General features: G+C 44.9%; 18 protein-coding genes. 10 read left to right on the forward strand and 8 right to left on the reverse strand.

Annotation, left to right across the window (positions count from 1 at the left end; genetic code table 11):
• Positions 1-86: 86 nt before the first annotated feature.
• Entirely contained in the window at positions 87-1,889 is a 1,803-nt protein-coding gene (locus tag H6F73_RS14200) for a hypothetical protein (RefSeq protein ID WP_190759356.1), read from the reverse strand.
• A gap of 192 nt (positions 1,890-2,081) precedes the next feature.
• Here H6F73_RS14200 and H6F73_RS14205 point away from each other — a divergent pair, with 192 nt between their 5' ends.
• Positions 2,082-3,008, forward strand: a complete 927-nt coding sequence (locus H6F73_RS14205) for a glycosyltransferase family 2 protein (protein WP_190759357.1) — start codon at positions 2,082-2,084, stop codon at positions 3,006-3,008.
• A 33-nt stretch (positions 3,009-3,041) separates the two neighbouring features.
• On the opposite strand, the gene H6F73_RS14210 is transcribed toward H6F73_RS14205, so the two are convergent.
• The 6 genes from H6F73_RS14210 to H6F73_RS14235 all read right to left on the reverse strand — a co-directional run bounded on the left by H6F73_RS14210 (position 3,042) and on the right by H6F73_RS14235 (position 9,332).
• Complete coding sequence (locus H6F73_RS14210) at positions 3,042-3,983, reverse strand: lysylphosphatidylglycerol synthase transmembrane domain-containing protein (protein WP_190759358.1); 942 nt, start codon at positions 3,981-3,983, stop codon at positions 3,042-3,044.
• A gap of 105 nt (positions 3,984-4,088) precedes the next feature.
• A complete protein-coding gene (locus tag H6F73_RS14215) occupies positions 4,089-4,676 on the reverse strand; it encodes a Uma2 family endonuclease (RefSeq protein ID WP_190759659.1) in 588 nt (195 codons plus the stop codon).
• A 153-nt stretch (positions 4,677-4,829) separates the two neighbouring features.
• Entirely contained in the window at positions 4,830-5,360 is a 531-nt protein-coding gene (locus tag H6F73_RS14220) for a nuclear transport factor 2 family protein (RefSeq protein WP_190759359.1), read from the reverse strand.
• 230 nt (positions 5,361-5,590) lie between these two features.
• Positions 5,591-6,448, reverse strand: a complete 858-nt coding sequence (locus H6F73_RS14225; protein ID WP_190759360.1) for a M48 family metalloprotease — start codon at positions 6,446-6,448, stop codon at positions 5,591-5,593.
• A gap of 184 nt (positions 6,449-6,632) precedes the next feature.
• On the reverse strand, positions 6,633-8,261 hold the full coding sequence (locus H6F73_RS14230; RefSeq protein WP_242072442.1) for a hypothetical protein: 1,629 nt from the start codon (positions 8,259-8,261) through the stop codon (positions 6,633-6,635).
• A gap of 126 nt (positions 8,262-8,387) precedes the next feature.
• On the reverse strand, positions 8,388-9,332 hold the full coding sequence (locus tag H6F73_RS14235) for a glycosyltransferase family 2 protein (protein ID WP_190759362.1): 945 nt from the start codon (positions 9,330-9,332) through the stop codon (positions 8,388-8,390).
• Positions 9,333-9,909: 577 nt separating this feature from the next.
• On the opposite strand from H6F73_RS14235, the gene H6F73_RS25990 reads away from it, so the two are divergent.
• Both H6F73_RS25990 and H6F73_RS14245 read left to right on the forward strand, forming a co-directional pair.
• A complete protein-coding gene (locus H6F73_RS25990) occupies positions 9,910-11,211 on the forward strand; it encodes a hypothetical protein (RefSeq protein ID WP_199330524.1) in 1,302 nt (433 codons plus the stop codon).
• Between the two features lie 133 nt (positions 11,212-11,344).
• A complete protein-coding gene (locus H6F73_RS14245; protein WP_190759363.1) occupies positions 11,345-11,950 on the forward strand; it encodes an exopolysaccharide biosynthesis protein in 606 nt (201 codons plus the stop codon).
• A gap of 36 nt (positions 11,951-11,986) precedes the next feature.
• On the opposite strand, the gene H6F73_RS27025 is transcribed toward H6F73_RS14245, so the two are convergent.
• Positions 11,987-12,121, reverse strand: coding sequence for a hypothetical protein (locus H6F73_RS27025; protein WP_277882608.1), 135 nt, complete (start codon positions 12,119-12,121; stop codon positions 11,987-11,989).
• A 745-nt stretch (positions 12,122-12,866) separates the two neighbouring features.
• On the opposite strand from H6F73_RS27025, the gene rnc reads away from it, so the two are divergent.
• The 7 genes from rnc (at position 12,867) to H6F73_RS14285 (ending at position 23,026) form a co-directional block, all read left to right on the forward strand.
• Positions 12,867-13,550 carry a ribonuclease III gene (gene rnc / locus H6F73_RS14255; RefSeq protein WP_190759365.1) on the forward strand — a complete coding sequence of 228 codons (684 nt, stop codon included), beginning with the start codon at positions 12,867-12,869 and terminating at the stop codon, positions 13,548-13,550.
• A gap of 386 nt (positions 13,551-13,936) precedes the next feature.
• Entirely contained in the window at positions 13,937-15,418 is a 1,482-nt protein-coding gene (locus H6F73_RS14260; RefSeq protein WP_190759366.1) for a tetratricopeptide repeat protein, read from the forward strand.
• Between the two features lie 173 nt (positions 15,419-15,591).
• Entirely contained in the window at positions 15,592-16,521 is a 930-nt protein-coding gene (locus H6F73_RS14265; protein WP_190759367.1) for a tetratricopeptide repeat protein, read from the forward strand.
• 132 nt (positions 16,522-16,653) lie between these two features.
• On the forward strand, positions 16,654-17,652 hold the full coding sequence (locus tag H6F73_RS14270; protein ID WP_190759368.1) for a tetratricopeptide repeat protein: 999 nt from the start codon (positions 16,654-16,656) through the stop codon (positions 17,650-17,652).
• Between the two features lie 569 nt (positions 17,653-18,221).
• Positions 18,222-18,821: a hypothetical protein gene (locus H6F73_RS14275; protein WP_190759369.1), complete on the forward strand. Its 600-nt coding sequence runs from the start codon at positions 18,222-18,224 to the stop codon at positions 18,819-18,821.
• A 550-nt stretch (positions 18,822-19,371) separates the two neighbouring features.
• Positions 19,372-20,634 carry a hypothetical protein gene (locus H6F73_RS14280; RefSeq protein ID WP_190759370.1) on the forward strand — a complete coding sequence of 421 codons (1,263 nt, stop codon included), beginning with the start codon at positions 19,372-19,374 and terminating at the stop codon, positions 20,632-20,634.
• A 76-nt stretch (positions 20,635-20,710) separates the two neighbouring features.
• Positions 20,711-23,026, forward strand: a complete 2,316-nt coding sequence (locus H6F73_RS14285; RefSeq protein WP_190759371.1) for an NAD(P)-binding protein — start codon at positions 20,711-20,713, stop codon at positions 23,024-23,026.
• The last annotated feature ends 197 nt before the right edge of the window (positions 23,027-23,223 follow it).

Here is a 23,223-nt window from a genome sequence, read left to right on the forward strand (position 1 = left end):
CCGTTGGGGCAGTAAAAAAATTGTGCAAATGCGCGATTAGCATGGCGTGACAGAATAAAGCCTTAAAAAGTTAAATTTGTCAAATTTTAATTCTTAATTGAATTAACAATACATTCTGCCTGGAGAACAACCAATCCTTGAGGTTGCAAAACGCTGCAGCGCTCTGTGACACCGGCTAAAGCTGGAACCGCACCTTGCTGCACTCTTGTTTTTGCTTCTAAATATGCCGGCTCATACTGCTTAATCCAAATACTGGTGTGAGAATCATCCTCCTCTAAAAAAGCAAAATATTCCGGTTTCAGCGCTTTCGCATCTATTAGCCAAAAATCTATCCCATACTTTTCTATAAAGCTTCGGACTTGTTTAGGATCAGGACTATATTGAGCGCGAATTAAATCGCTCGTGCGCTGCCGAATTTCGGCGTAGTAACGAGTATGGTAAGGAATTGCGTACTCCCGTGCTGTTAAAACTGAGCGTTTGGTAAATGTGGGAATATTACTGGCTTCTCCCGTTAAAGACGCAATGGTAATATCTTTGGGTTGTTGTTGAAAAAACTGATAAAGTTCGGGCATTTTACCCACTTCGTAACCGGCTCTCGGAAATTTCTTTAAGGAACTTGGGTAAAGAATGAAGGTAGCCCCTAATAGGACAGTTAAACTCAGTGCTAATAGCGGAGGGAAGAAGGGGAAACGATGAAGGGAAAATTTACCCCGCTTTTCTCTCTTTCCTTTTGCCCAAGAAAAAAGAGCATCTAATAAAACCGTAACTGCAATGCCGGCTGAAAGTGCCATTAACATTCGCAAGTTATGTTGCGTATACCGGCTGGGAAGATAAAGCTTAAACAGCAAGGCATGAGAGGCAATAAACCAAAACGTCGAAACCAGTAAGATTTGGGGTAATATTGCAATGCCTTTTGTGATTTGGGTTGCCAGGGGAAAGCGGGAAGGAAATTTTAACAAAACCGGCAATAATAACCCGACTCCGAGCAAAATAAGAAAATAACTATGGGGTAATTTGTACCATTCTCTTGGAAAAAAGCCGCTGCGATCTCCCCATAACCAAAACTTCGAGAAATGATTGCGGAAAAAATCACTCCGTCCGGCTTTGGAAAACTCTAACATTGTTCGGGCTTGAGCGCCGGTGACGACAGGGCCAAATTCTGAGGCTTCTAAGGCGTAAGGTAACATCACCACCAGCGCCATCCCCAAGCCGGCGGCAACAAACCCAAAATCGCGCCGATCTTTACATAGACGGGGACGCCAGCCTTCCCAACGCACTAACTGCAAAATGAGCACGCCGGCTGAAATCAGCACGCATTGCGGGTAAAACAACCCTTGCAGGGCGATCGCCGCGAGGCAGGGAAACAGCGATCGCCGCATCAAATAGTATAAAAACGCGAGAAACAGCGGATACAGAAACGCCCTAGGGGTGGCTGAGGCGATGTCATCCTTCATCCACAAATTTTGATTCAGCAGCAGTGTGGCGATAAACCCAGCCGCCGGCACCGGCAAGATTTCCATCACGCAGGCAAAACAATAGCCGGTGGTGAGTAATACCAGGGCGAAGGGCAAGATTTTACTGAAAAACAGGGGATTGACGCCGAGGGTGGCAAACAGCCGGTAAAAAGCGCTATATCCAGCCGGCGCAGAGGATTGATAGTAATTGGCAATCCAATCATTCGGGAATAACTGGGGATCGATGAAGCGCTGCATCCAAAATACGTGCTGCACGGCATCGTCTTGCACGACATACTCGCTGCCAAAGGCTTGCTGTAGCCCCAAAAAGCTGTAAATCACCGCAAAAGTCAGGCTTAACGTCAACCAAAACACCAATGGCGATGATGATTTGCCGAGTGGGGCGCTTAAAAATCTGTGCAAATGCGATATCATATCAATTTTGAATTTTGAATGCGTGGATTTGGGAGCGCTTAAGCAAGCTGAAATTGGTATTCTAAGTAATTTAATTCATGCAAGGTTATAACAAATTCAGATGATAGCGGTCAGACAGAGGAATGAAAGGCTCAAATCAGAATAGTATATGGGGGTGATGGAATAAATGTAAGCAGGAGTGGAAGACAAGTCATGGGCGAAGGCAAGATATTGGGTGAAGAAGGAAACCCAACCGCTCAAAATTTAGGAGCGATTTGTCCGGCTTTTTCGCTCGTGCTGCCGGTTTATAACGAAGAATTAGGCATTACGACAACGCTGGATCACCTTCAGGAAACGCTTCAGGGTGTTGGCAGCAAGTATGAACTCGTTGTTGTAAACGATGGTTCTACAGACAGAAGCGGTGAAATTTTACGCGCTCGTTCTGATATCCGGCTCGTCGAACACCCGCGAAATCGGGGATATGGTGCCGCACTGAAAACCGGAATTCAACACGCTCAGTATCCCTTAATTGTTATTACAGATGCGGATGGCACTTATCCGAATGAGCGAATTCCCGAATTAGTTGCACTGGCGATGCACGCAGATATGGTTGTCGGCGCGAGAATCGGGGCAAACGTTCAGTATTCCAATATCCGGAAAATTCCTAAGTGGTTCCTCGTTCATTTTGCCCAATGGGTGGTAAGGCGTCGGATTCCTGATTTGAATAGCGGGTTGCGAGTTTTTCACAAAAGCGTTGTCGAGCGATTTCTCAATATTTTGCCCGACACATTTAGTTTTACAACGACGATCACGCTGGCAATGCTAACGAACCATTATTTGGTTCATTACGAGCCAATTGACTATCGATTTCGGGTGGGTAAAAGTAAGATTAAACCGATCCGCGATACGTTAGGTTTTATTCAGTTAATTCTCAGAACCGGCGTGTATTTTGCACCGCTGAGAGTGTTTTTGCCCGTAGCCGGTATATTCTTTGCCGGCTTCCTCTTCACACTTTTTCAAGATATCTTTGTTCGGGAAGATTTAACAGAGAGAACACTTATTCTCTTTGTCGCTGCTACCCAGATCGCGATGTTTTCGCTTCTAGCAGACATGATTGATAAACGTAATATGCGGTTGTAAAATCAGGGAGCAATCTTGCCTTGCCGGCTCAAATTAAACTTTACCGCGCACCGCTGTTAAATATTGCCCTAAAAAAGGCAAGCCGGCAAGGGCAGGAATGACATAGCGCGACGTACAAAGTAACCCCAGCGCCGCAGCAGTTGGCGCATTAAAATAAGGCTGGTAAAACAAAATCAACGCCGCATCACGAGTACCCACACCGGCAAACGTCAGCGGCAGCAAACCAGCCAAAATCGCCAGGGGAGAAAGGGCAAGATTTGCCAGAAAAGGCGTCCAAGCATTGAGTGCGAGAATAAAAAACCAAATTTGTAATAGATGGCAAAACCAGATAAAAATAGAAGTGCCGGTGATGATCGCTAGCTGACGTTTATCGCTCCAAAAATAATCGTGCATTTCTGACCAGGAGAAGCGCATTTTGTCAAGTTTAACTTTGAGTTTTTTAGGAGCAAACCGGCTCAAAATCGTAAAAAATAACTGGGCAAGCCGGCGAGAACTTAACAACAGTACACCCGCCAGCAAGCCGGTAGAAACCCCAGCCGTCATCAGCCAAAACAAAACATCCTTGTGCCGGTAAAATATTAACCCAAACACACACCAAAGCAACAGCGACAACATATCGCAAGCCTTCTCAAACACCACCAGCGACAGAGACAGGGAACCGCTCAAATGTCCCTTATCTCGCATAAAATAAGCCTTCGCAATATCCCCCATCTTCGAGGGCAGCACCATATTCAACGTGCTCGCAGCCAGAATTAAACCATTCGCCTCACCAAAACCCAACCCTCTGCCGGTGGGCATCAACTGTTGCAAACGCCATGAAGTCAACATCGTCAACGGCACCACCATACCCAGACTAATTGCCATCCAAATAACATTACAATTTTGAAAAACCCTAATTAGCCCAAGAAAATCAATTTTAGAATAAATAACCGCCAAAATAATCAGGCTAACAGCCAAAGAAATAACTCGTTTCATATATTAACCATCATCCCTCAACCATTACCCATTCCCCTATCCCCCAACCCTAAACCCATCTGTATCCATCTGTGTTTATCTGTGTGCATCTGTGGTTAAAAAATCTTACTCCTCCCTCAACTCAAAATCAACCCGCTCATACATTTCACTCAAAGCAATTGTAAAATTTATCGAAGACAAAGTTAAAACAGCATCCGCCGATTCATAGTAACTCAACAGCCATTTGCCCTCAGAAGTTTTAGAAAATTGTTCAACATGAAACCTATATTGGTCAATCAGGATATATTCTTTAAACTCAGGAATTGAGCGATAACAATCAAACTTGTCGCCTCTGTCATAGTTTTTCGTTGATTTTGATAAAACTTCAACAATTATTAGTGGATTCGTTACAGTATCCGTACGATTTTCATAATAAACCGGCTCCCCTTCAATCACCATAATATCTGGATAAGTGTACAATTTATAATGCGTCATCCACAAGCGCACATCGTTCATAAAAACGCGATAATTTTGCCGGCGAAAAGCAAAATGTAAATTAGCGTAAAGATTTCCTATGATTTGGTTATGATTAGTGGTGCCGCCTGTCATGGGTACGATTTCTCCATTTCTGTACTCACTTTTGTATTCAGCCGCTTCCTCCAGCGCCAAATACTCTTCAGGCGTGTAATAACGTTTTTCTGTTTGTGCCGGCATCATATCTTCCTCCCAATGTAGTGGAACGATCTCACCATTCCTGTACTCACTTTTGTATTCAGCCGCTTCCTCCAGCGCCAAATACTCTTCAGGGGTGTAATAGCGTTTTGGTGGCGGTTCTTGCATAAAAAATGACACAACTTAACTTAATCTTTATTGAATCCTGGAAACAGCCTTAACCGAAGTTGCCAAAATTTTCCCTTGAATTAACTCAAACCTAATAGTTTCAGCAGAAGTGCTACGGATTTTTTGACCTTGAAATGAAACTTCCTCATTAACATTAAAAGCCGCAGTGGCAGTTTTTCCATCCGGGCTAACTTGAACTTTTAAATTTGAATAGGAACCGTTGTAGTTCTGCATCATCTGAAATCCCTGTTCCAAATACTGGCGATACTCTTGCCGTTTCAAACGAAGTGTCTGAGAACCAGACGCAGCCTGAACAGTTATTTCAATCGCAACATTAGGAGACATAAAGTTAGTAATTGTCTCAGCATTTTTATTTTTTGTAGCAACCCTCATTTGCTCCAGAATATTGCGGATTTGAGTTTCAGTAATTTTCTGCGTTTGTTGAGTTGCTTGTGCTGTGAAATTCGGGAGCGATGCCTTCGCTGATACTGGGCCAACCAGACATAAACTCAGTGCCAAACCGGCCAAAATCGCTTTGGTATAAACGCTCAAATACATAACGTGTTCTCCTTTGCCTTGATCATTGATGGAATCTAATGGGATAAAATGAATTGTAGCGACAAAAAGACCGCACATAGCTGATCGGCACTATTTTTCAAGTCCCTCAGCAATATTATGAATATAACCAATCGCTTTTGGTATGAGAATTTTGCCTATTTCGCCTCAGCGAGATAGACAAATATTCGCTAATGTAAATCAAAAACTCACTAAAACAAAGCCGGCACTCACTAGCGCCCTTGCAAACGCGGCTGCACAATACGAGCAAATTCTTCGCGTCCGTCCTGAAGATTTGCCGGCACACCATTCGGGTATTTATCCGCGATCAAACCCTGTAAACGTTCAACCCGGTTGCCTGGGTTTGGGTGAGAACTTAAAAACTCTGGCGGTGCTCCCCCACTCCTTGCCGCCTCGAATATCTTCATCACCTCGATCAACCCCCTCGGATCGTAACCGGCTTCACTCATAAACCGCACACCCAGCCGATCACTCTCCAACTCATCCTCGCGTCCATAACGCAAACTCACCATTTGGTTAACAGCCTGCGCGAGCACTGCCCCCTGCCTTCCACCCCCCTGTTCATCCGTCGTTGCCACACCAACAGCCGTTACCAGCGCCCCACCAAGCTGCTGTTTTGCCAAGTGTTCAGCCCCATGCCGGCCTATAACGTGACCGACTTCGTGGCCCAGTACACCCGCTAGTTGAGCTTCCGAATTCATCTTTTTTAGCAACGCAACCGTAACAAAAACCTGCCCCCCAGGCAGGGCAAACGCATTCACCGTCTTCGCATCAGCCAGCAAATGAAATTCAAAGGGATAAGGTGAACTAGAAGCCACCGACTGTTTCACTACCCGCTGTCCTACCTGATCGATATAAGCTTGCAGCTGCTCATCTGGGTAAAGACCCCCAAACTGTTGTGCGATTCTCTGCCGGCCCTGAAGCCCAAGTGCCACCTCTTCCCTGGGTGAGAGTTTTACCCGCTGCTTTTCCCCTGTGATCGGGTTTTCTACCGTACTCGTGAAATAACTAATTAGCCCAAAAAACGCGACTAAAAGCCCCAACCCCATACGGAATAACAATCGGTTCACTGCTTTTCTCCCATTGGTTGCCAAATTCCTGGTCAGGAGACTACCATGCAGCTACTAAATCTGACATCTGTCTTAAGGTGACTTTTGCCGCCGGCATTCCTATTTCACTGTAGATTGCCCTTAAGGTTCTGACAATTTTTCAGCTTGAGAAAACCAGCCAAAATTAAAAATTAACCCTTAATATTTATAACCGGCGCTCCACTTTTAACGGTTCACCGGGCGCGAGTTTTTTAACTTCATCCGTGAGGTCTAACCAAGGCTGTAATTGACCTAACTGAAACGTGCGACTCATCACCACATAAATTGAAGTTTGGTCGCAACCAATGCCGGCAGCCACCACCTTTTGCCAGGAGTCTGCTTGCAATTCATCTGTGACAATCCATCGACCATTTTCCCACCGCAACCGGCGCGTGAAACGAAAGGGCGCATCTTGCTTGCCGGTGATTAACATTTTTTGCAATAACTTGCGAATTAAGTTCGGAAAAAACCGCCCGAAACCAAGCATCACGACCCGCAATAAAATTAATTTTGCTGGCGTCATTTGTTGCTGTTTCGCCCACCCCAACTGACCTTGAATTGTAATTTCTTCTTGATCGAGCTGGACTTGATACGGGCCAATTAAATGCCCCACCGCATTTTTAACAGAGTTTCCTTCACGTACCAATACAGAAAACTGCGTATCAGAAGCAACCAACTTGCGATCACGAAACAGTTTAAACACCCCACCTTTATTAACCGCTAAATACAGTTCTGTAGAGACACGAGAACTTTTGTCTATGCGGCTGATATCGTCATCAAAACTGCGGTCAATTAAAAGTTGAGCTTCGGGCAACCAAACACGACTGCTGGGACGAGGAATCGGTGTGGGTCGTTCGGGCGCAAAATCCCGCCAAGCGAGTAAATAATTCCAGGTATGATGACCAATGATGTGATCATCCGAGTGAGAAGCCGCCAAACCGGCAGCCAATCCTTGCAAAAAATAATCATTAATTCTTAGGGCATCTGGTAGCCAGCGACCGGCTAATTCAAACCCGTGGGGGAAAAAATTGTAAGTGTTGCGACTTGCATATTCACCGCCATAAGATCCATCCGGGTGCATAAAATGGCCGGCTAACTCAACCGCTTTTGTAATGACTTCCTTCAACCTCACATCCGGTTTTAATTGGTGAATTTTAGCCAAACAGGAAATGGTCAGGGTATGGTATCCCGGATCGCAACCCTCGTATTCCTGAAACCAGCCTTCTTTACTTTGCCAATCTAGCACCCGTTCTAAACGTATCGCTTTTGCTCGTTTCCACTTCGAGGTTTTTAATAGCTGAGAAAGCAATTCTAGACACAACACAATTAAAGCTTGGTGGTTTGTTAGTTGCCCACTTTCATTGTGATTTGCTAACCAATCAGCCCGTTTTTCAAAAAACCTTACCGCCTCATCACTATATAGACCCATTAGCAAATAACTTTCGATACAAGCTAGTAGGGAAAAAGCCGCCGCCCCGCCGGCCCGTTCATAGGGAAAATAATCATCACAAGACCCATCTGCATGGGCGCTGCGGGCTGCGTAAAGAATGCCGGCTTCTACGAAATCCCGAATCACCGGCTGCCGATAAAAAGGGTTATTTGGCACGTTTGTATCGTAAGCCAAAGCCAAGGGCCAAACAAACTCCTGAGACATCCCACTGGGAAAATCTATAATTTTGTAATGCCAGAAGTTGCGGTCAAAGCAACCATAAGTCGGGCTGTGGCGATTACGATCTAACAGCGTTAAAATTTTCGGAATTTGTGCCAATGCCTCACGGGCAAACAAGTCTCTCATAGCCATTTTAAATTTTAGATATTAGATTTTAAATTACGCTTACCAGAAAATTGATACTTAATACTTTACAACTTTATAAACTCATAATTTCTTTAACTCTTCCACTCAGGACTCAGCCCTCCCTTTTTATCCCCTAAAATCCTTGCGTCGCAGTCGCAGTTGAATTTCTTCCATCAGTTTACGGTTGGCTGCCAGTAAATCAGCAACTAACCCTAAAATCCATAACTGAAAGCCCATCAAAATTAAAATGCTAGCCAGAATTAAACTGGGAATTCGAGTGCGTTCAGTGCCGGCAAAAAAGTAAATTAGCCAGCGAATGCCAAGAGTTACACCCATACTAAACGGTACGCTCCCTAAGAATAAGAAAAAGCGGAGTGGTTTGTATACCATGAAAATCCGCAAGATCGTAAATAGGGAACGTAGCACATAGGAAGGAATGCTCTTGACCAAGCGGGAGGATCGTAACACGCCATTGGTGCGAACCGGCACAGAGGTGATAGCCATCCCTTTTTGGCCGGCTTGAATAATGGTTTCTAAGGTATAGGTATATTCATTAAAGACATTTAACTGCATCGCCGCCTCCCGGCTAAAGGCGCGAAAGCCACTAGGCGCGTCGGGGATATTGGTATTGCTAGCAAGGCGCACCACCCAACTGCCCAACTTCTGCAAGAATTTTTTAGCCGGCGAAAAGTGTTTGATTTCTGTAATGGGGCGTGCTCCCACCACAATTTCAGCTTGCCCTAACAGAATAGGCCGGATCAGCTGAGGAATATCCTCCGCACAATACTGATTATCCGCATCCGTGTTGACAATGATATCAGCACCGGCTTTCAGCGAAGCTTCTAGCCCCGCCATAAACGCTTTTGCTAACCCCTGGTTGCAGGAAAGACGAATAATATGTTCGACACCACACTCCTTCGCCACTTCAACCGTGCGATCTTGGCTGCCATCATCAACCACCAGCCACTCAATGTGATCCACCCCAGGCAGTTGGCGCGGTAAGGCTGCTAGCGTGACGCCTAGGGTATTTTCCTCGTTGTAGCAAGGAATTTGGATAATCAGTTTCGTCATGGGTTCAGAGGTGCTTGCTGCCCAGATTTTAGTTGCAGCCGGTGACTTTCCACACTAGCCGGTTATGAGTTGCGCCAACTCAATTGTGTGCGGCAACCGATCAGACTCTATTTAATCAGTTAACGCTCGTGCATTCACAAAGCCTTTAAACAATTCACTCAGGGGCGTATCTCCCAACCGCAGGGTTGCTGCTTCACTGACTTTCTACGCACCCCACAAGGCACCCTAAAAACATCTTAAGTGTGCTTAGCATTTTTAGCTGATGTCTGTGGTATGTTGTCGAAAGTCTTAAGAATGACAATTTGGTATGAACTTAAAGGTTAATTCTAGCGTCTTCTTTTGCAGAATCAATAGGGTGCAATTCGTCATGTTAATGTCATCAATAATTTTTACCGTTATTAAGCTTTTAACCCGGCTCGTTCAAAACGTAACTGTTAAGTTGCAGAGCGTGCTGTCTTGCTTCCTACCAAGTCCTGAATTCAACGTTCTGTACAGATTTCCCTCCAAAGAGGTGTTAAAGCACCCGTAAACCTATCAGATCCCTATTCCCTGTACCTCGGAGCGGCTGATTAAGTGTATGATTCAGGAACAGACTTTAAATATTGAAATCCCCCAATCCTTACTGACTTCTTTGACATCTCTCCCTTCAACTGAACCTTGGCTGATCTACGCCCTTGGCGGCGGGTGGGGTCATTTAGTTCGCTCTCTGAGCTTCGGTCGAATTGCAGCAATTCATAGGCCGGTGATTATTCTCTGCAATAGTCCTTATGCGGCTCACTTATTGCAATATGAAGCTTCTGATCGCCTGGTCTATGCTGATTCATTCCTTGCAAAGGAAACCGTAAAGATACAAAAACAAAAAGAAGAACCAGACGACTGTTTAGGATTGCTTTCTACTTTGTCAATGTTGCCTTTCTCAGAAAATTTACGTTTCACCCTTGAGGATTCAGAATTATTAGGAGCAACTGATCCATTGCCAATTGTGGAAGGTTGTTATCTCCATGTCATTTCACCCATCGCATCATCTAGCGCCATTAAAAATCAGGTGCGTCAAATGCTGGCAGAGGAGCAGTATGAGTGTGTAATTGTAGATACTTTCCCCAGAGGACTTGGCGGAGAACTGGCAGAGATATTGCCTCAATTGAGCGCCTCGAAAGTTTTAATTCATCGAGACATTAATCCGGATTATGTTATTGCTAAGAATTTGCCGGATTTCGTTGCAGATAACTTTGATTTAGTAATTGTGCCGGGAGAAGGTGAGGAGATGCCTTTGGCAGAACTTCCCCAGGTTCGACATACTGCGCCGTGGTTGATCCGCAGCGCCGGCGAACTGCCAGATGTCATTCATGCGCGGACTTTATTGGGTTTAAATCCCACTGACACTAACCCGTTGATTGTGATCTGCGCTGCCGGTCGTGCTGAAGAGTTAAGCTTGTATGGCAACTTGACACGAGTGCTGGCTGAATCGTTGCCTGGAGTGACGGTGCGGTGTTTAGCGCCAGAGTGTCCAGAAAATTGTCCGGCAGAATTGTGGGTGTTTCACTGGCCGGGAATTGAATGTTTGCCGGCAGCGGATGTGGTGGTGGGAGGTGCCGGTTATAACACTTTTTATGAATGTCTCTCTGTGGGTGTTCCTTTGGTGGCGTTTGCTTTTAAACGTCAGTACGATCGGCAGGAAATGCGTGTGCTACGGTGGATAGAGAATCAAGTAACCGTGCCGGTGAAGCTGGTTGAAAGTGTAGAGGGTGCACTCTCGGCTGTTTGCGATTTCCTCAATCAGGCTAACAAATCAATATCCTCAACCAAAATTCCAAAAGCGTACCTTAATGGTGCTGCCGGTGCTGTCAAACTGATTGAGCAAATTGTCAGCTATAGCTGATGCCGGTGTCTGCGAATTCTTTACTTTTTATCAATTGCATCGGGTGTTTCTGCAAGCCATTTACCAGATTGCTATCATTAAAACTTAAAGAGTTTTACGATCAGCGAAAAGCCAATCACGAATTTAGGTTTCTATGCCGTTGAAATTTTCTCAGGATATTGAGTCACTTCTCAAACGATTATCCGAAACTTCTCTTACCCTCGCAGATATTATCACAGAAACAAAGGAACGGGGATTTAGCCTAGTTATTGGCTTGATTACGTTACCCTTTTTGTTTCCCATGCCACCCGGATTGACTGCTGTTTTAGGGATCGGCAGCTTGCTTTTAGCTGCACAGATGGCCCTAGGCCGGCGCACCCCTTGGCTGCCAAAAAAAGTTGCTCAGTTTCAATTTCCCCACGCATTTGTCCTACTACTGTTAAAAAATCTCAAGAAAATCACCCGCATTTTGGAAAAATTGACCAAGCGCCGGTTGCCGCGAATCGCAGACAATCCCCGCGTTTGGCAAATGAATGGAGTTTGTATTGCTTGGCTGACGCTGTTACTGATGTTGCCAATTCCTTTTACAAACCCGATCCCCACGATTGGAATTTTGCTGTTTGTTGTTGCGACTTTAGAATCGGATGGTTTATTAATTTGTATTAGCTATATCTTGACTCTTTTAATTACCTTGTTGTTTGCGTTCATTATTTATACTCTCTGGCACACACCCGGTCTATTACAAAATCTGTTTCAATAACACCCTTGACACTTGATGATGTTACGTGCTATGTTCTTACGCAATGACATCTAAGATCAGCATCCAGCTTAAAACGTGGGCTGCTGTCTCAGATGCGGTATAAAACGGCGGTTCTTGCTCTAGTAAGGTACAGACGCCATCGTCAGAAGCCTTACTAGCTATAAGTCTCAAACCCTATTGAGAACCGAACAAATAGCAATTTGTGATCTAGCAAAGTACAGAGGTACTTGTCAAAAGGGTTACTAGATCTAATCGAGGTTATACCTTCGATGACAAAGAATTGCTACCAAGTAATACCGCACCTGAGACATCAGCTCACACCTAGCACCACTTAAACGTGTTCGCTTAGTGTGAGTTGTTCTCATTTTATGGACTTGTATTTGGGAAATTATCCCTATATCCTGAGTAATCCAGCAGTAGCATTCTTTACTACTTCTGAATTGCCGTTATTGGGAAATATTTCTCTGTTGCAAGTCTTTTGAGCAAAACTCCGTGAGTGCTAGATGCGTAATCTACCAAAGCTGTCATGTAAATAAATCGCAAAAAGGAAGCGTAAACATGGCAAAAAAGAGTTCAAAGCGAATGAGTTCAAAGCAAAAGCGCAATGCAAGAGAGAAACTCATCGCTTTAGACGGTTCATATTGTGCTTGGTGCGGGAAAGAACTACTTGAAGATCAGTTAACAATTGACCACTTTACTCCCTTAAGCAAAGGCGGATCTAACTCTTTTGAAAACTTGCGGCTTGCTTGTTCGCCGTGCAACAAGTGGCGCGGAAATAGTCGATTCCCTCCTGGCTGGAAACCCGTAACCTGTTGATAACCGGCACCCAAAACTTGTAAAAATATTTATTAGGCGGGTAGGTATCCTACCTGCCCTTTCCGTGCGGTGAATGAACTTAGCAAGAAAAGAGATAACAATGACAAAAATTCCACAATTTAAAGATGAATCTCTTTTGCGCCTTGCACTAACTCATCGTTCTTATGTTAACGAACACCCGGATGAACGTGAAAACAATGAGCGTTTAGAATTTTTAGGGGATGCTGTGCTGGGTTATTTGGTCGGTGAACTGCTTTATAAGCGTTATGATGATATGACCGAGGCGCAACTAACGCGCTTGCGCTCTGCTTTGGTAGACGAAAAGCAGTTAGCAAAATTTGCAAGTCAGCTAGGCATCGGTGATTTAATGCGGCTAGGTAAAGGCGCAGATAAAGATGGAGGCCGGCAAAACCCATCATTGCTCAGTGATACCTTTGAAGCGATTATCGGCGCGTACTTTCTCGATTCAACAATTACTCCAGTTCGTGCTTTTATAAATAAGCTATTTATTCCTGTAGCAGACAGCATTATTTTTCCCGATTCTGATGAAGACCCTAAGAATCTCGTAGACTCGAAAAATCGGTTTCAACAATGGGCGCTAGCAAAATTTGGGCAAAATCCTGACTATGCAATTATTGATGAGGATGGGCCGGCACACGCGAAAGAGTTCACGGCTGAAGTGTATGTTAAAGGAAAAATGTACGGAGTTGGCAAGGGCCGGCGCAAACAAGATGCTGAAAAACGAGCTGCTGAAGTGGCATTGAGAAAGGTTGGTTTGGTGTAATTCTAAAATAGCTGCTTATTGCTGAAGGAAAACAGTGGATTACTATTAAAAAAAATCATAGCGAATTTTTTATTCAGTTTTCCATAATGCGAAACTTGCATAAGTTAGCTTTTTGTTTTAAAACCGCAGATGATAGCCCAGCTTGCCGTTAGGTTTATGCAGGTAAATGCCGATAAGCTTAATGATTAAAAATGTCTTTAATTGTGGGATTATAAGATTTTTATTTAAACACAAACGGCTTTTTTACTAAATTCGCCGAAAGAAAACTTAACTCTGGCAAATGTCATCAAATCTTTAACCTTTAGAAATACTGAAGATTTAAAAAAAAATGAAGTTTTTTAAGGCTTTCGGGGTGATGATCTAGAGTGGGTGTTTATACAGGAGGTATGACTAACGTGAGTGCAATCCACGATGAAAAATTAGAGCTAGAACCAAATAGCAATAGGGATTTATACCGGGAAGGTAATGCTTTTCTGGATAGAGGCCGCTACGAAGAAGCGATTGCCAGTTATGACAAAGCTTTAGAACAGGAACCGGCAGACTATTGGGTGTGGTATAACCGGGGCATCGCTTTGGATGAATTAAACCGGCACGAAGAAGCAGCCGCCAGCTTTGGAAAAGCCTTGGAATTGCGCCCGGACGACTACTGGGCAACTTACCAGCGCGGCGAGGCTTACCGGCACGCACGCTGCTACGAAGATGCCCTTGCCAGCTACAATCGAGCGGTGGAACTGCGGCCCAAAGACTACTGGGCGTGGTATAAACGGGGATGTGTGGCGTTGTATGACTTGCACCGGCATGAAGATGCCCTCACCAGTTTTGAGAAAGCCATTGAAAACCGCTGGTGGGACTACTGGGCATACTACCGGCGCAGTGAAACCTTGCACCAGATGGGACGCTATGAAGAGGCTTTGGTAAGCTACAGCGAAGTGCTGGAAATGAGACCCAATGACGCTGCCGGCTGGTACAATCGCGCTCAATTACTCGACGATTTAGGCCGGCATGAAGACGCCCTCGTTAGCTATGATTGCGCCCTCGATATTAACCCCGAAATCACCGAAGCTTGGTATTTGCGGGGCTTAGCGCTGGGAAATTTAGGAAGTTACGGAAAAGCCATTGCCAGCTTCGAGAAAGTGCTGGAATTGCAACCCAATCACCCAGAAGCTTTACTCAACCGCGCCATTACCCTAGATGAATTAGAATGCCCGGAAGAGTCCCTCGCCGGCTTTGATCAACTTCTCACAATTCAACCCGACAACCCAGAAGCTTGGTTTAACCGGGGCATTGCCTTGGGCCACTTAGGCCGGCATGAAGAGGCCATTGCCAGTTACGAACACGCTTTAAAATGGCAACCAAACTATCCAGAAGCCTGGAATAACCGGGGCATGGCATTCGATGAGTTAGGCCGGTACGAAGCGGCTATTGCCAGTTATGATCAAGCCTTAGCCCGCCGGCCTGATTACGCCAGAGCACTGAATAACCGAGGCATTGCCCTTGCTAAATTAGGCTGTGCCGACGATGCGATTGCCAGCTACGATCAGGCTTTAAAATGCCCCCCAGACTATCCCGAAGCTTGGACTTGGAACAACCGCGCCCAAGCATTGCGGCAATTAGGTCGCATTGAAGACGCCCTTGCCAGTTACGATCAATCAATGGAGATTGAACCGGAAGAACCGGATACTTGGTACGGTCAAGCTTGCTGCTATGCCTTACAGGGAAATGTGCAACAGGCAATTGAGAAATTAGAACAAGCAATTTTGATCGATCCCGATCAATACCGGCATCTTGCCGGCAATACTTCAGATTTTGACAGCATTCGATCATCCGAACAATTTCAGGCTTTGATTGCAGGAAAAAGTCACCATTGAGAAGAGAAATTCTGAATGGGTGAGTGTGTGAATTTTAAAAGAGATTCTTCCATTCAAAATTCACCCATTCAAAATTATTTTCCCTTCACTTTGGATTGTGCTTAAGGGTAACACTTTCAAAGTTCAGTTCCCCTTATACTCAATTCAAAATTGCACTACTGCTGGGGGTTTAGATGAGCCACAAAGAAGAATCTCAAGCCTTGGAAATACAGGGTAGCGTCTTAGAAGACCCCACCCCCACGGCAGCCATGAACGCCGGCGAAAAGCAAGCACCGGCAGCCGGCACAAATGAGTATCTGGATTACTACAAACGCGGTAGCGTCCTCCACAATGCAGGCCGGCTTGAAGACGCTTTGGCTAGCTACGACCAAGCCTTAGAATTACGACCGGATGATTATTGGGCTTGGTATCAGCGCGGCAACGTCCTCGACGACTTAGGCCGGCATGAAGAAGCGGTTACCAGCTACAACAAAGCCCTGGAAGTGCGCCCGGATGACTACTGGGCTTGGTATCATCGCGGCATCGCCTTACAAGACTTAAAATGTTACGAACAATCTCTCGCTAGCTACGAAAAAGCCTTAGAATTACGACCAAATGACTACTGGGCTTGGTATCAGCGCGGCATCGCCCTAGATGATTTAGGCCGGCTAGAAGATGCCCTCACCTCCTTCGACAAAGCCCTAGACATCAAACCCCATGACTACTGGGCACAATACCGGCGTGGGGAAGCGCTGCGTCATGCCGGCGATTATGAAGCCGCAATTACCAGCTACAATCAAGCTTTAGAAATCAAGCAGGATGATTACTGGGCATGGCATCGGCGAGGTCTGGCCCAGGAACGCTTAGGTCGCATTGAAGACGCCCTTGCCAGTTTTGACAAAGCCCTGGAAACGAAACCGAATGACCCGGAAGCGTGTTATGACAAGGCTTGCTGTTATGCCGGTTTGGGTAATGTTGAGAAGGCGATCCAAAACTTGCGCTACGCCATCAATCAAAATCCTGACCTTTACAGCAAACTTGCTAAAAAAGACGCAAAATTTAACGCCATTCGCAGAGATAATCGGTTTTTGACGTTAATAGAAGGTAACGAGGGGAATGATTGATAGGGGCATGGGGGATTGGGCATGGGGGATTTTCACGCCCTCTGTCCTTCCTAGTCCTTAGCTTCTAGTCCCTAGCTACTCCCAATTCTCATATACTGAGAATTAGAAGCTATTCCGTGTACCGCTGTCTTTATGAGTCCCTATCAAGCCTTTCACGCGCTACGCATCCCTAGCGGTCATAATGACGTAATGGCGAGTTATAACAAAAATTTGGAATGCCGGCCCGATGGCTACTGGGCTTTGTATCAGCGCGGGAATGCCCTGCGGCAGGCGGGTCTTTATGAGGACGCCCTTGATAGCTATGAAGAAGCCTTAGCCTGCCGGTCAGATGACTACCGCGCTTGGCATCAGCGTGGAAACGTACTGGCAGAATTACGCCGGTATAACGATGGCATTGCCAGCTATGACAAAGCGTTGGCGCTAAAACCGGCATACTACTGGAGTTGGTATCAGCGGGGTCATGCATTGCGTAATGCGGGCCGGTATCGCGACGCCGTTGCCAGCTTCAACAAAGCTTTGGAAATTCGACCGGATGACTACTGGGCTTTGTATCACCGGGCAAGCATTTTCCTGTATAACTTGAACCGATCTGAGGAAGCGCTTGCCGGCTACGATCAAGCTTTGGAACTCAGGCCAAAAGACTACTGGAGTTGGTACAGGCGGGGTATCGCACTGTTTGGCCTGAGTCGCTATCAAGATGCCATTGCCAGCTATGACAAAGCCTTAGAATTCAGGCCGCGCGACTATTGGGCCATTTACCGGCAGGGCGATGCCTTACTGTGGTTAGGCCGGTATGAGGATGCTATTGCCGGTTATGATCGCGCCGTCGATATTCAACCCGACTACCCAGACGCCTGGGTTTATCGGGGTCTGGCGTTGCAGCTTTCAGGCAGAACTCGCGATGCCATTGCCAGCTATGATCAAGCGCTGGAACTCGATTCCTATGTCTCCGATGCCTGGTATGGCAAGGCTTGCTGTTATGCCTCACAAGGTGATGTGCGGCGGACAATCGAACACCTGCAAAAAGCGTTTGAGCTGAGTCCTGATGAGTACCGGCAGCCAGCCACCGCTGAGCCGGCTTTTGATGCGATTCGCGCTTCTGAGCAGTTTCAGGCATTGCTGCAAGATTAATCCTATAGATAAGTCTGTCGGCTAGAGCAACGCGAAACTTAACGTTGACAAGCATTTGAAACGTTGAGTTGAGAACCCTCCGTTTCACTGCGCCCAACCTACCTCAAATGGTGTCGCGCCTGCTTTTCTTCAGCCACTCTCCCACTCAGGACTCAGCACTCCCCAGAGGCCGTTCGCCAGCAAAGTATTAAATAAACTTTTGATTTCTTCCAATTTTATAAGTTAATCAACTCGATGTTTGTCAATAAAAAGTCCCAATTAGATTTTTTGCTTTCTCTCAAATGTTGATTTAAAAAGCAACAAACCGAGTCGATTTGCGCTATAATTAAAAAGGTTGTAAAACCCTACAAAATGCGTAAATTTAAAGCCTATATAAATCAGTAAATTCACTCGTTTGAGTGAGGGGTATTTCCCATAGAATATAGGGAGTTCCGAGCGAAGACTCAAACAAAGCTCGCTCTCCAAAAATTGGAAAGCTAAGTTGTTTCACCGACGTATTTAAACAAATATTCGGTTGATTGAATTCAAGTGAATCCCCAAGCAGAAATGCAGAGTCAACGCAGGCATGAATGATGAATAATAAGCGCTTAATAGATCTCATCGAACCCCGCACCCTTAATATCACCCTGTCTGATATTGCTCAGGGGGTGAGAAGGCCGATCGAGCAACTTTATTTTCCCCGGCCTAAACCGGAAGACGAAACACCAGAAGATGCCTGGAAATGGGCGGCGCTGTTTCTAATTGTCGTGTCGGGTGAGGGAGGCCGGTTTGGCAGCTATCGCTCCTTGCCGTGCTGGTTGGAAGCAGTAAAGGAATTACTCTCTAACTGTGATAATTGGCGAGTTTTAGAAGAACTAATTTTGCTCGTAGAAAGTGACTTGGAAACCTATCGCTACTCAGAAATACAGCGGGAGCGGTTGCGGGATTACTTAGATGAGCAAAAGTACAGGGTGAAAGACTTAAAAGAGCAAAATGCGGGGCTAGATAGTGCTTGGGAGTGGGCAAAAGGTTGGGTGCCGGTACTCAAATCTTGTCTGAATGAAGAATCACTAAATATTGCCTTGCAACTCTACAAATCCCAGAAATCTCAGTTTGAAGAGTATCCAGAAGTTCTAGAGTGGGTGCTGCAAATTGGGCGAGAACAGCGGGCGTCTTTGCGGAGTTTGTAAACGTTTCGGTGGGCTTTCAGAAGCGAATTCTGAGGCAATAAAAATCAAGGTTATTGGCAAGCCGGCTATAAAATTTGTAAGATTTAAAGTCCGCAGGGGTGGACTTTGCTTTTATAGCCGTGCTTTCAATTCAAAAATATTTATTTAGATAAAATTTTATATTCACTAAAAGCAACACCGGCAGGCTGATTCATTTTATCGTCTGCCGGCAGTTTTATTGCTCAATCACTGTCACTCCTTTTTGGTCGGTTAATCTAAAATCAAGTTTCTCACAAAACTTGCTGCTTCTCATCTATTCCCAAAAATGTTAAATCATCCACATAAGTTGATTCTTGTTCAGATATTACTTTAAAAAATATTGCGAATTCCTTGGCTACAAAAAAAACGTGCTTTAATAGATGGAAATCAAAAAAGCGGGTTGTGCAATTGTAGCAAAAATAACCTTAGTAATCTGCTCCAACGATTGTCTCTTAAATTTAGAAACTTAGTAAACCTTTTTTGTTAAAATTTTTCTCTAAATAAAATTAAACCCTCATTCTTCACAAAATAAATGAATTCTAACAGTCCCACTCAACTTTTGCAGACAGGCTTTCGCGTCGCTTTGGGAGGTGCTCTTAGCTTGATCGAACTGCTGGGAAACTCACAAAAACGACAAGACAATCTCACCCAAGTCCAGCAAGAATTGGATCAAGTTGTCCAAGAATTAGCTAAAAAAGGTGAACTTTTGGAGCGAGAAGCTCTAAACTTTGTGGAAACGTTGCTCCCCCAAAATAAGCCGGCTTCAAAATCTCATGATTACATCGAACGTGCCAGTGAGCAATGTTTTCGTCAGCCTTTCGATATCAAAGGAACGAACCTTTATGGCTTTGTATTAGAAGGAAGTCTGCACAAGTTACAACAACTGTGTGATAAATATCTCAACGATCCAGCTAACGGAAAAGTTCACTACCGGCCAGCGACCCATTATATTATTCTGACCTTTGGAACCCTAGAATCCTTAAGTTCAAGAGATAAACCCGACCGCGATAGGGGTTATATTGACGAGCAAGAAGTTGTGATTTGGATGCTGACAATGGTTGGCCAACAAATCGGGCCGGTGTTTAAAGTAGACCGCATGGCTTGGTTTGTCCCTTATATTTTTGTCAGTAATTCACCGGCATTAGTTTCGGGACGTGAAGTTTATGGAATTCCCAAAGAACTCGGAGGATTTCAAATTCCGCCGGCTAATACGGAACCCGAATGCTTGACTTTACACGCTCATACCTGGAAAACGCTGACCGCGCAAACCGAGGCAAAATGGGAAAAACTGATCGAAGTTTTACACATAAAGAAGAACAGCGAAGCTCAATCTCCTAAAATCTGGGCAACCTATAACGAGGCTGTTAGAGATATCGCAGACTTGCTGTTAGGGGATAACAATACTATCGAAATTCCCGGCTTAGGCTTGCCAATTCATCTACTAGAATATCTCATCGAAGCTGAAGTTCCGGTTGTTATGTTAAAGCAGTTCCGCGATGCAAAAGATGGCCAAAAAGCTTGTTACCAAGAAATTTTAGAAATTCCGATGAAACTCTCACGATTTCATGGGGGCCGGCTGCTAAGTGTTGGTGGCTTGAGCGAAAAATTTAAAGTTAGCATCTACAATTTTGCCAGTCACCCGATTGTCAGCGAATTGGGGTTAATAAGAGGCCAAATGCCGGCAGAAGACCCGATAAATTTACCAGTCAAGCTGGCGTTTGAGCTGAACTTTGACTTCACAGTTGAAGATGCCAAAGTAATTTGGAAAGCTTCTGAAAAATCAAGTTGCCAGTAAAACACAGCAAAATTTTAACCGTTTGTCCTAAATTTTCAATCGCAGCCGTCCTCACAAATTAAACACATAAATAGCAATGTCTGAAGCTACTGAAACCAAAAAAATTGTGTTGTTAGGAGGAGGAATGGCGTCCCTAACAACAGCATTTGAACTCACCAACCAGCCGGGATGGAATGCTAATTACGACATTACTATCTATCAAACAGGTTGGCGTTTGGGTGGTAAGGGGGCAAGCGGACGCAACGTGCGGCCTCACGAACCCTATTGCGAACCAAACTATCGCATTGAAGAACACGGATTACATATCTTTTTTGGATTTTACCAGAATGCTTTTCAAGTGATGAAGCAGTGCTACGATGAACTGGGATATGATGGCCCATTTACGTCAGTAGAAGATGCTTTCAAACCCCACAGTCTGATTGTTCTCCAAGAGTATCTAAATGGCAAGTGGGTTCAATGGCCACTCAATTTTCCCACGAATAAATTACTGCCTTGGGAAGCTGGGGGAATAGCTACTTTATGGGAGCATATTTGGACAACACTTAAATTGATGCATGAGAGTTATGAAGATTTAACTGTTTTGAATTCTAGCCTGTCAGTTGATAGCGTTTCTAATTTGCAAACAACCCCAACGTGGTTAGAACGCTTGATCAAACAAATAGACTTGGGTTGGGCAACGTTAAAATTAACTTCAGAAACCGCACTTTTTCACTTTCCTGATAAGCTGGTTCAGTTACTCCTTCACTCACCAGAACGTTGGTGGGAGTGGTTTGAAAATACTACAAAAGAGATCGGAACGATTTTGGAGAAAACAGAGTTAACCTCTGAGGGAACGTTCCTTTATCTCGCTTACAAACTGGCCGAATCTCTTTCTAACAACCCCAGAACTCACCGCATCGAACATCACAGAATTATTAAAAAACTCATCGAGCGCTTCATGGAGGGGTTCCAGCTCAAAATAGACCAAGCTATCGAGCTGGATGCTAACACTTTTCGGCTAGTAACTCTCCTAGATTTGGGCGCTGCCAATATCCGGGGTTTAATCGCAGATGAGATAGTTTTTCATGGCTCTCTAGATCCTTTAGATGAGTTTGATTATAGAGATTGGCTGCGGAAACATGGCGCACGAGAAACAACCCTCAATTCAGCGTTTGTTCGGGTGTTATACGATCTCGTTTACGCTTTTCCGGGAGGCAATATCCAACAACCCGAACTGGCAGCCGGCACAGCTATTCGCATCCTAACAACTGTGATTTTCCAATACAAAGGGGCGATTATGTGGAAAATGCAGGCCGGCATGGGAGATACCATCTTCGCCCCACTTTACAAGGTGCTAAAGCGGCGAGGCGTTAAGTTTAAATTCTTTCATCGAGTTAAACAGCTCCACCTTTCTGAAGACGGGAAATCGATTGAGCGCATTAGCATTGGCCGGCAGGTCAATTTGATAGACAAAAATCAAGAATACGACCCGTTAATTCAAGTAAAAAGACTGCTGTGCTGGCCCAGTGAGCCACGATACGAACAAATCGAAGAAGGCGAAAAACTGCAACAAGAAAACATCAATCTGGAATCTTTCTGGAGTCCGTGGACTGATGTGGAAGAAGTGAATCTTAAAGCCGGCGAAGATTTTGATATCGCAGTTCTCGGCATTTCTCTGGGCGGTTTGCCGGCGATTTGCTCTGAACTGATTCAGGCGAATCAAAAATGGCGCGATATGATATCAAAAATCCAGACAGTGGCAACTCAGGGAGGGCAGATATGGCTCAAAGACAATTTGCGGCAACTGGGATGGAAAATCGCCAGTCCTGTTGTGGGCGCATACGTCGAACCTTTAGATACCTATGCTGATATGAGCGTTCTGCTTGAACGAGAAAATTGGCCTAGCGAACATTATCCCTATAACGTTGCCTATTTTACAGGTGTAATTGCAGATCCGGGAATTCCCCCCAGTCATGAATATGATTTCCCAGAAAAAGTTCAGAAACAAGTCGATAAACAGGCGATTAATTTCCTCCAAAATCATATCGGACATCTGTGGCCAAAAGCCACAACTGCAGAAAATCCTCAAGGACTGAATTGGGATTTACTTGTTGATTTGGAAAACCGCCAAGGAGAGGAACGATATCATGCTCAATACTGGCAAGCCGGTATTAATCCATCAGATCGTTACGTGCTTTCTGTTCCCGGCAGCACTAAATATCGTCTCAAAACAGATGAATCTGGCTTTGATCATCTCTATCTGACGGGCGACTGGATAAACAACGGTTATAATTCGGGATGTATCGAAGCAACCGTGATGTCAGGAATGCAGACTGCACAGGCGATTTTAAAGCAGCGCTTTCAAACAAAGTACCAAAAAGAAATTCTTAATGAGAGAGATTCTTGGATTTGAAAAAGCGGGGAGGGAAGCCTGATCCCTCCTATTTCAGAGAAAATCCCGTTTTTACTTATATCCCAGTAGGGGCAGATAATTCGGGTAATCTATCTTTTGCTTCACACATAAATTATGACACCGAATGCTATGCCCTCTGGGTAAGCTGAGCTAACGCGCCTACAGTCAACAAAAACTGCAAATAACAACTTAATAAA

Source organism: Microcoleus sp. FACHB-68 (assembly GCF_014695715.1).
In the GTDB taxonomy this organism is placed as follows: Bacteria; Cyanobacteriota; Cyanobacteriia; order Cyanobacteriales; family Oscillatoriaceae; genus FACHB-68.

What these genes read in the sequence shown, in the direction of transcription:
- H6F73_RS14260 (WP_190759366.1), top strand. Translation starts at nt 13,937, where the DNA reads ATGACTAACGTGAGTGCAATCCACGATGAAAAATTAGAGCTAGAACCA.
- H6F73_RS14265 (WP_190759367.1), top strand. Translation starts at nt 15,592, where the DNA reads ATGAGCCACAAAGAAGAATCTCAAGCCTTGGAAATACAGGGTAGCGTC.
- H6F73_RS14220 (WP_190759359.1), bottom strand. Translation starts at nt 5,360, where the DNA reads ATGTATTTGAGCGTTTATACCAAAGCGATTTTGGCCGGTTTGGCACTG.
- H6F73_RS14235 (WP_190759362.1), bottom strand. Translation starts at nt 9,332, where the DNA reads ATGACGAAACTGATTATCCAAATTCCTTGCTACAACGAGGAAAATACC.
- H6F73_RS14200 (WP_190759356.1), bottom strand. Translation starts at nt 1,889, where the DNA reads ATGATATCGCATTTGCACAGATTTTTAAGCGCCCCACTCGGCAAATCA.
- rnc (WP_190759365.1), top strand. Translation starts at nt 12,867, where the DNA reads ATGACAAAAATTCCACAATTTAAAGATGAATCTCTTTTGCGCCTTGCA.
- H6F73_RS14270 (WP_190759368.1), top strand. Translation starts at nt 16,654, where the DNA reads ATGAGTCCCTATCAAGCCTTTCACGCGCTACGCATCCCTAGCGGTCAT.
- H6F73_RS14245 (WP_190759363.1), top strand. Translation starts at nt 11,345, where the DNA reads ATGCCGTTGAAATTTTCTCAGGATATTGAGTCACTTCTCAAACGATTA.
- H6F73_RS14210 (WP_190759358.1), bottom strand. Translation starts at nt 3,983, where the DNA reads ATGAAACGAGTTATTTCTTTGGCTGTTAGCCTGATTATTTTGGCGGTT.
- H6F73_RS14275 (WP_190759369.1), top strand. Translation starts at nt 18,222, where the DNA reads ATGATGAATAATAAGCGCTTAATAGATCTCATCGAACCCCGCACCCTT.
- H6F73_RS14230 (WP_242072442.1), bottom strand. Translation starts at nt 8,261, where the DNA reads ATGAGAGACTTGTTTGCCCGTGAGGCATTGGCACAAATTCCGAAAATT.
- H6F73_RS14280 (WP_190759370.1), top strand. Translation starts at nt 19,372, where the DNA reads ATGAATTCTAACAGTCCCACTCAACTTTTGCAGACAGGCTTTCGCGTC.
- H6F73_RS14285 (WP_190759371.1), top strand. Translation starts at nt 20,711, where the DNA reads ATGTCTGAAGCTACTGAAACCAAAAAAATTGTGTTGTTAGGAGGAGGA.
- H6F73_RS14205 (WP_190759357.1), top strand. Translation starts at nt 2,082, where the DNA reads ATGGGCGAAGGCAAGATATTGGGTGAAGAAGGAAACCCAACCGCTCAA.
- H6F73_RS14215 (WP_190759659.1), bottom strand. Translation starts at nt 4,676, where the DNA reads ATGCCGGCACAAACAGAAAAACGTTATTACACGCCTGAAGAGTATTTG.
- H6F73_RS25990 (WP_199330524.1), top strand. Translation starts at nt 9,910, where the DNA reads ATGATTCAGGAACAGACTTTAAATATTGAAATCCCCCAATCCTTACTG.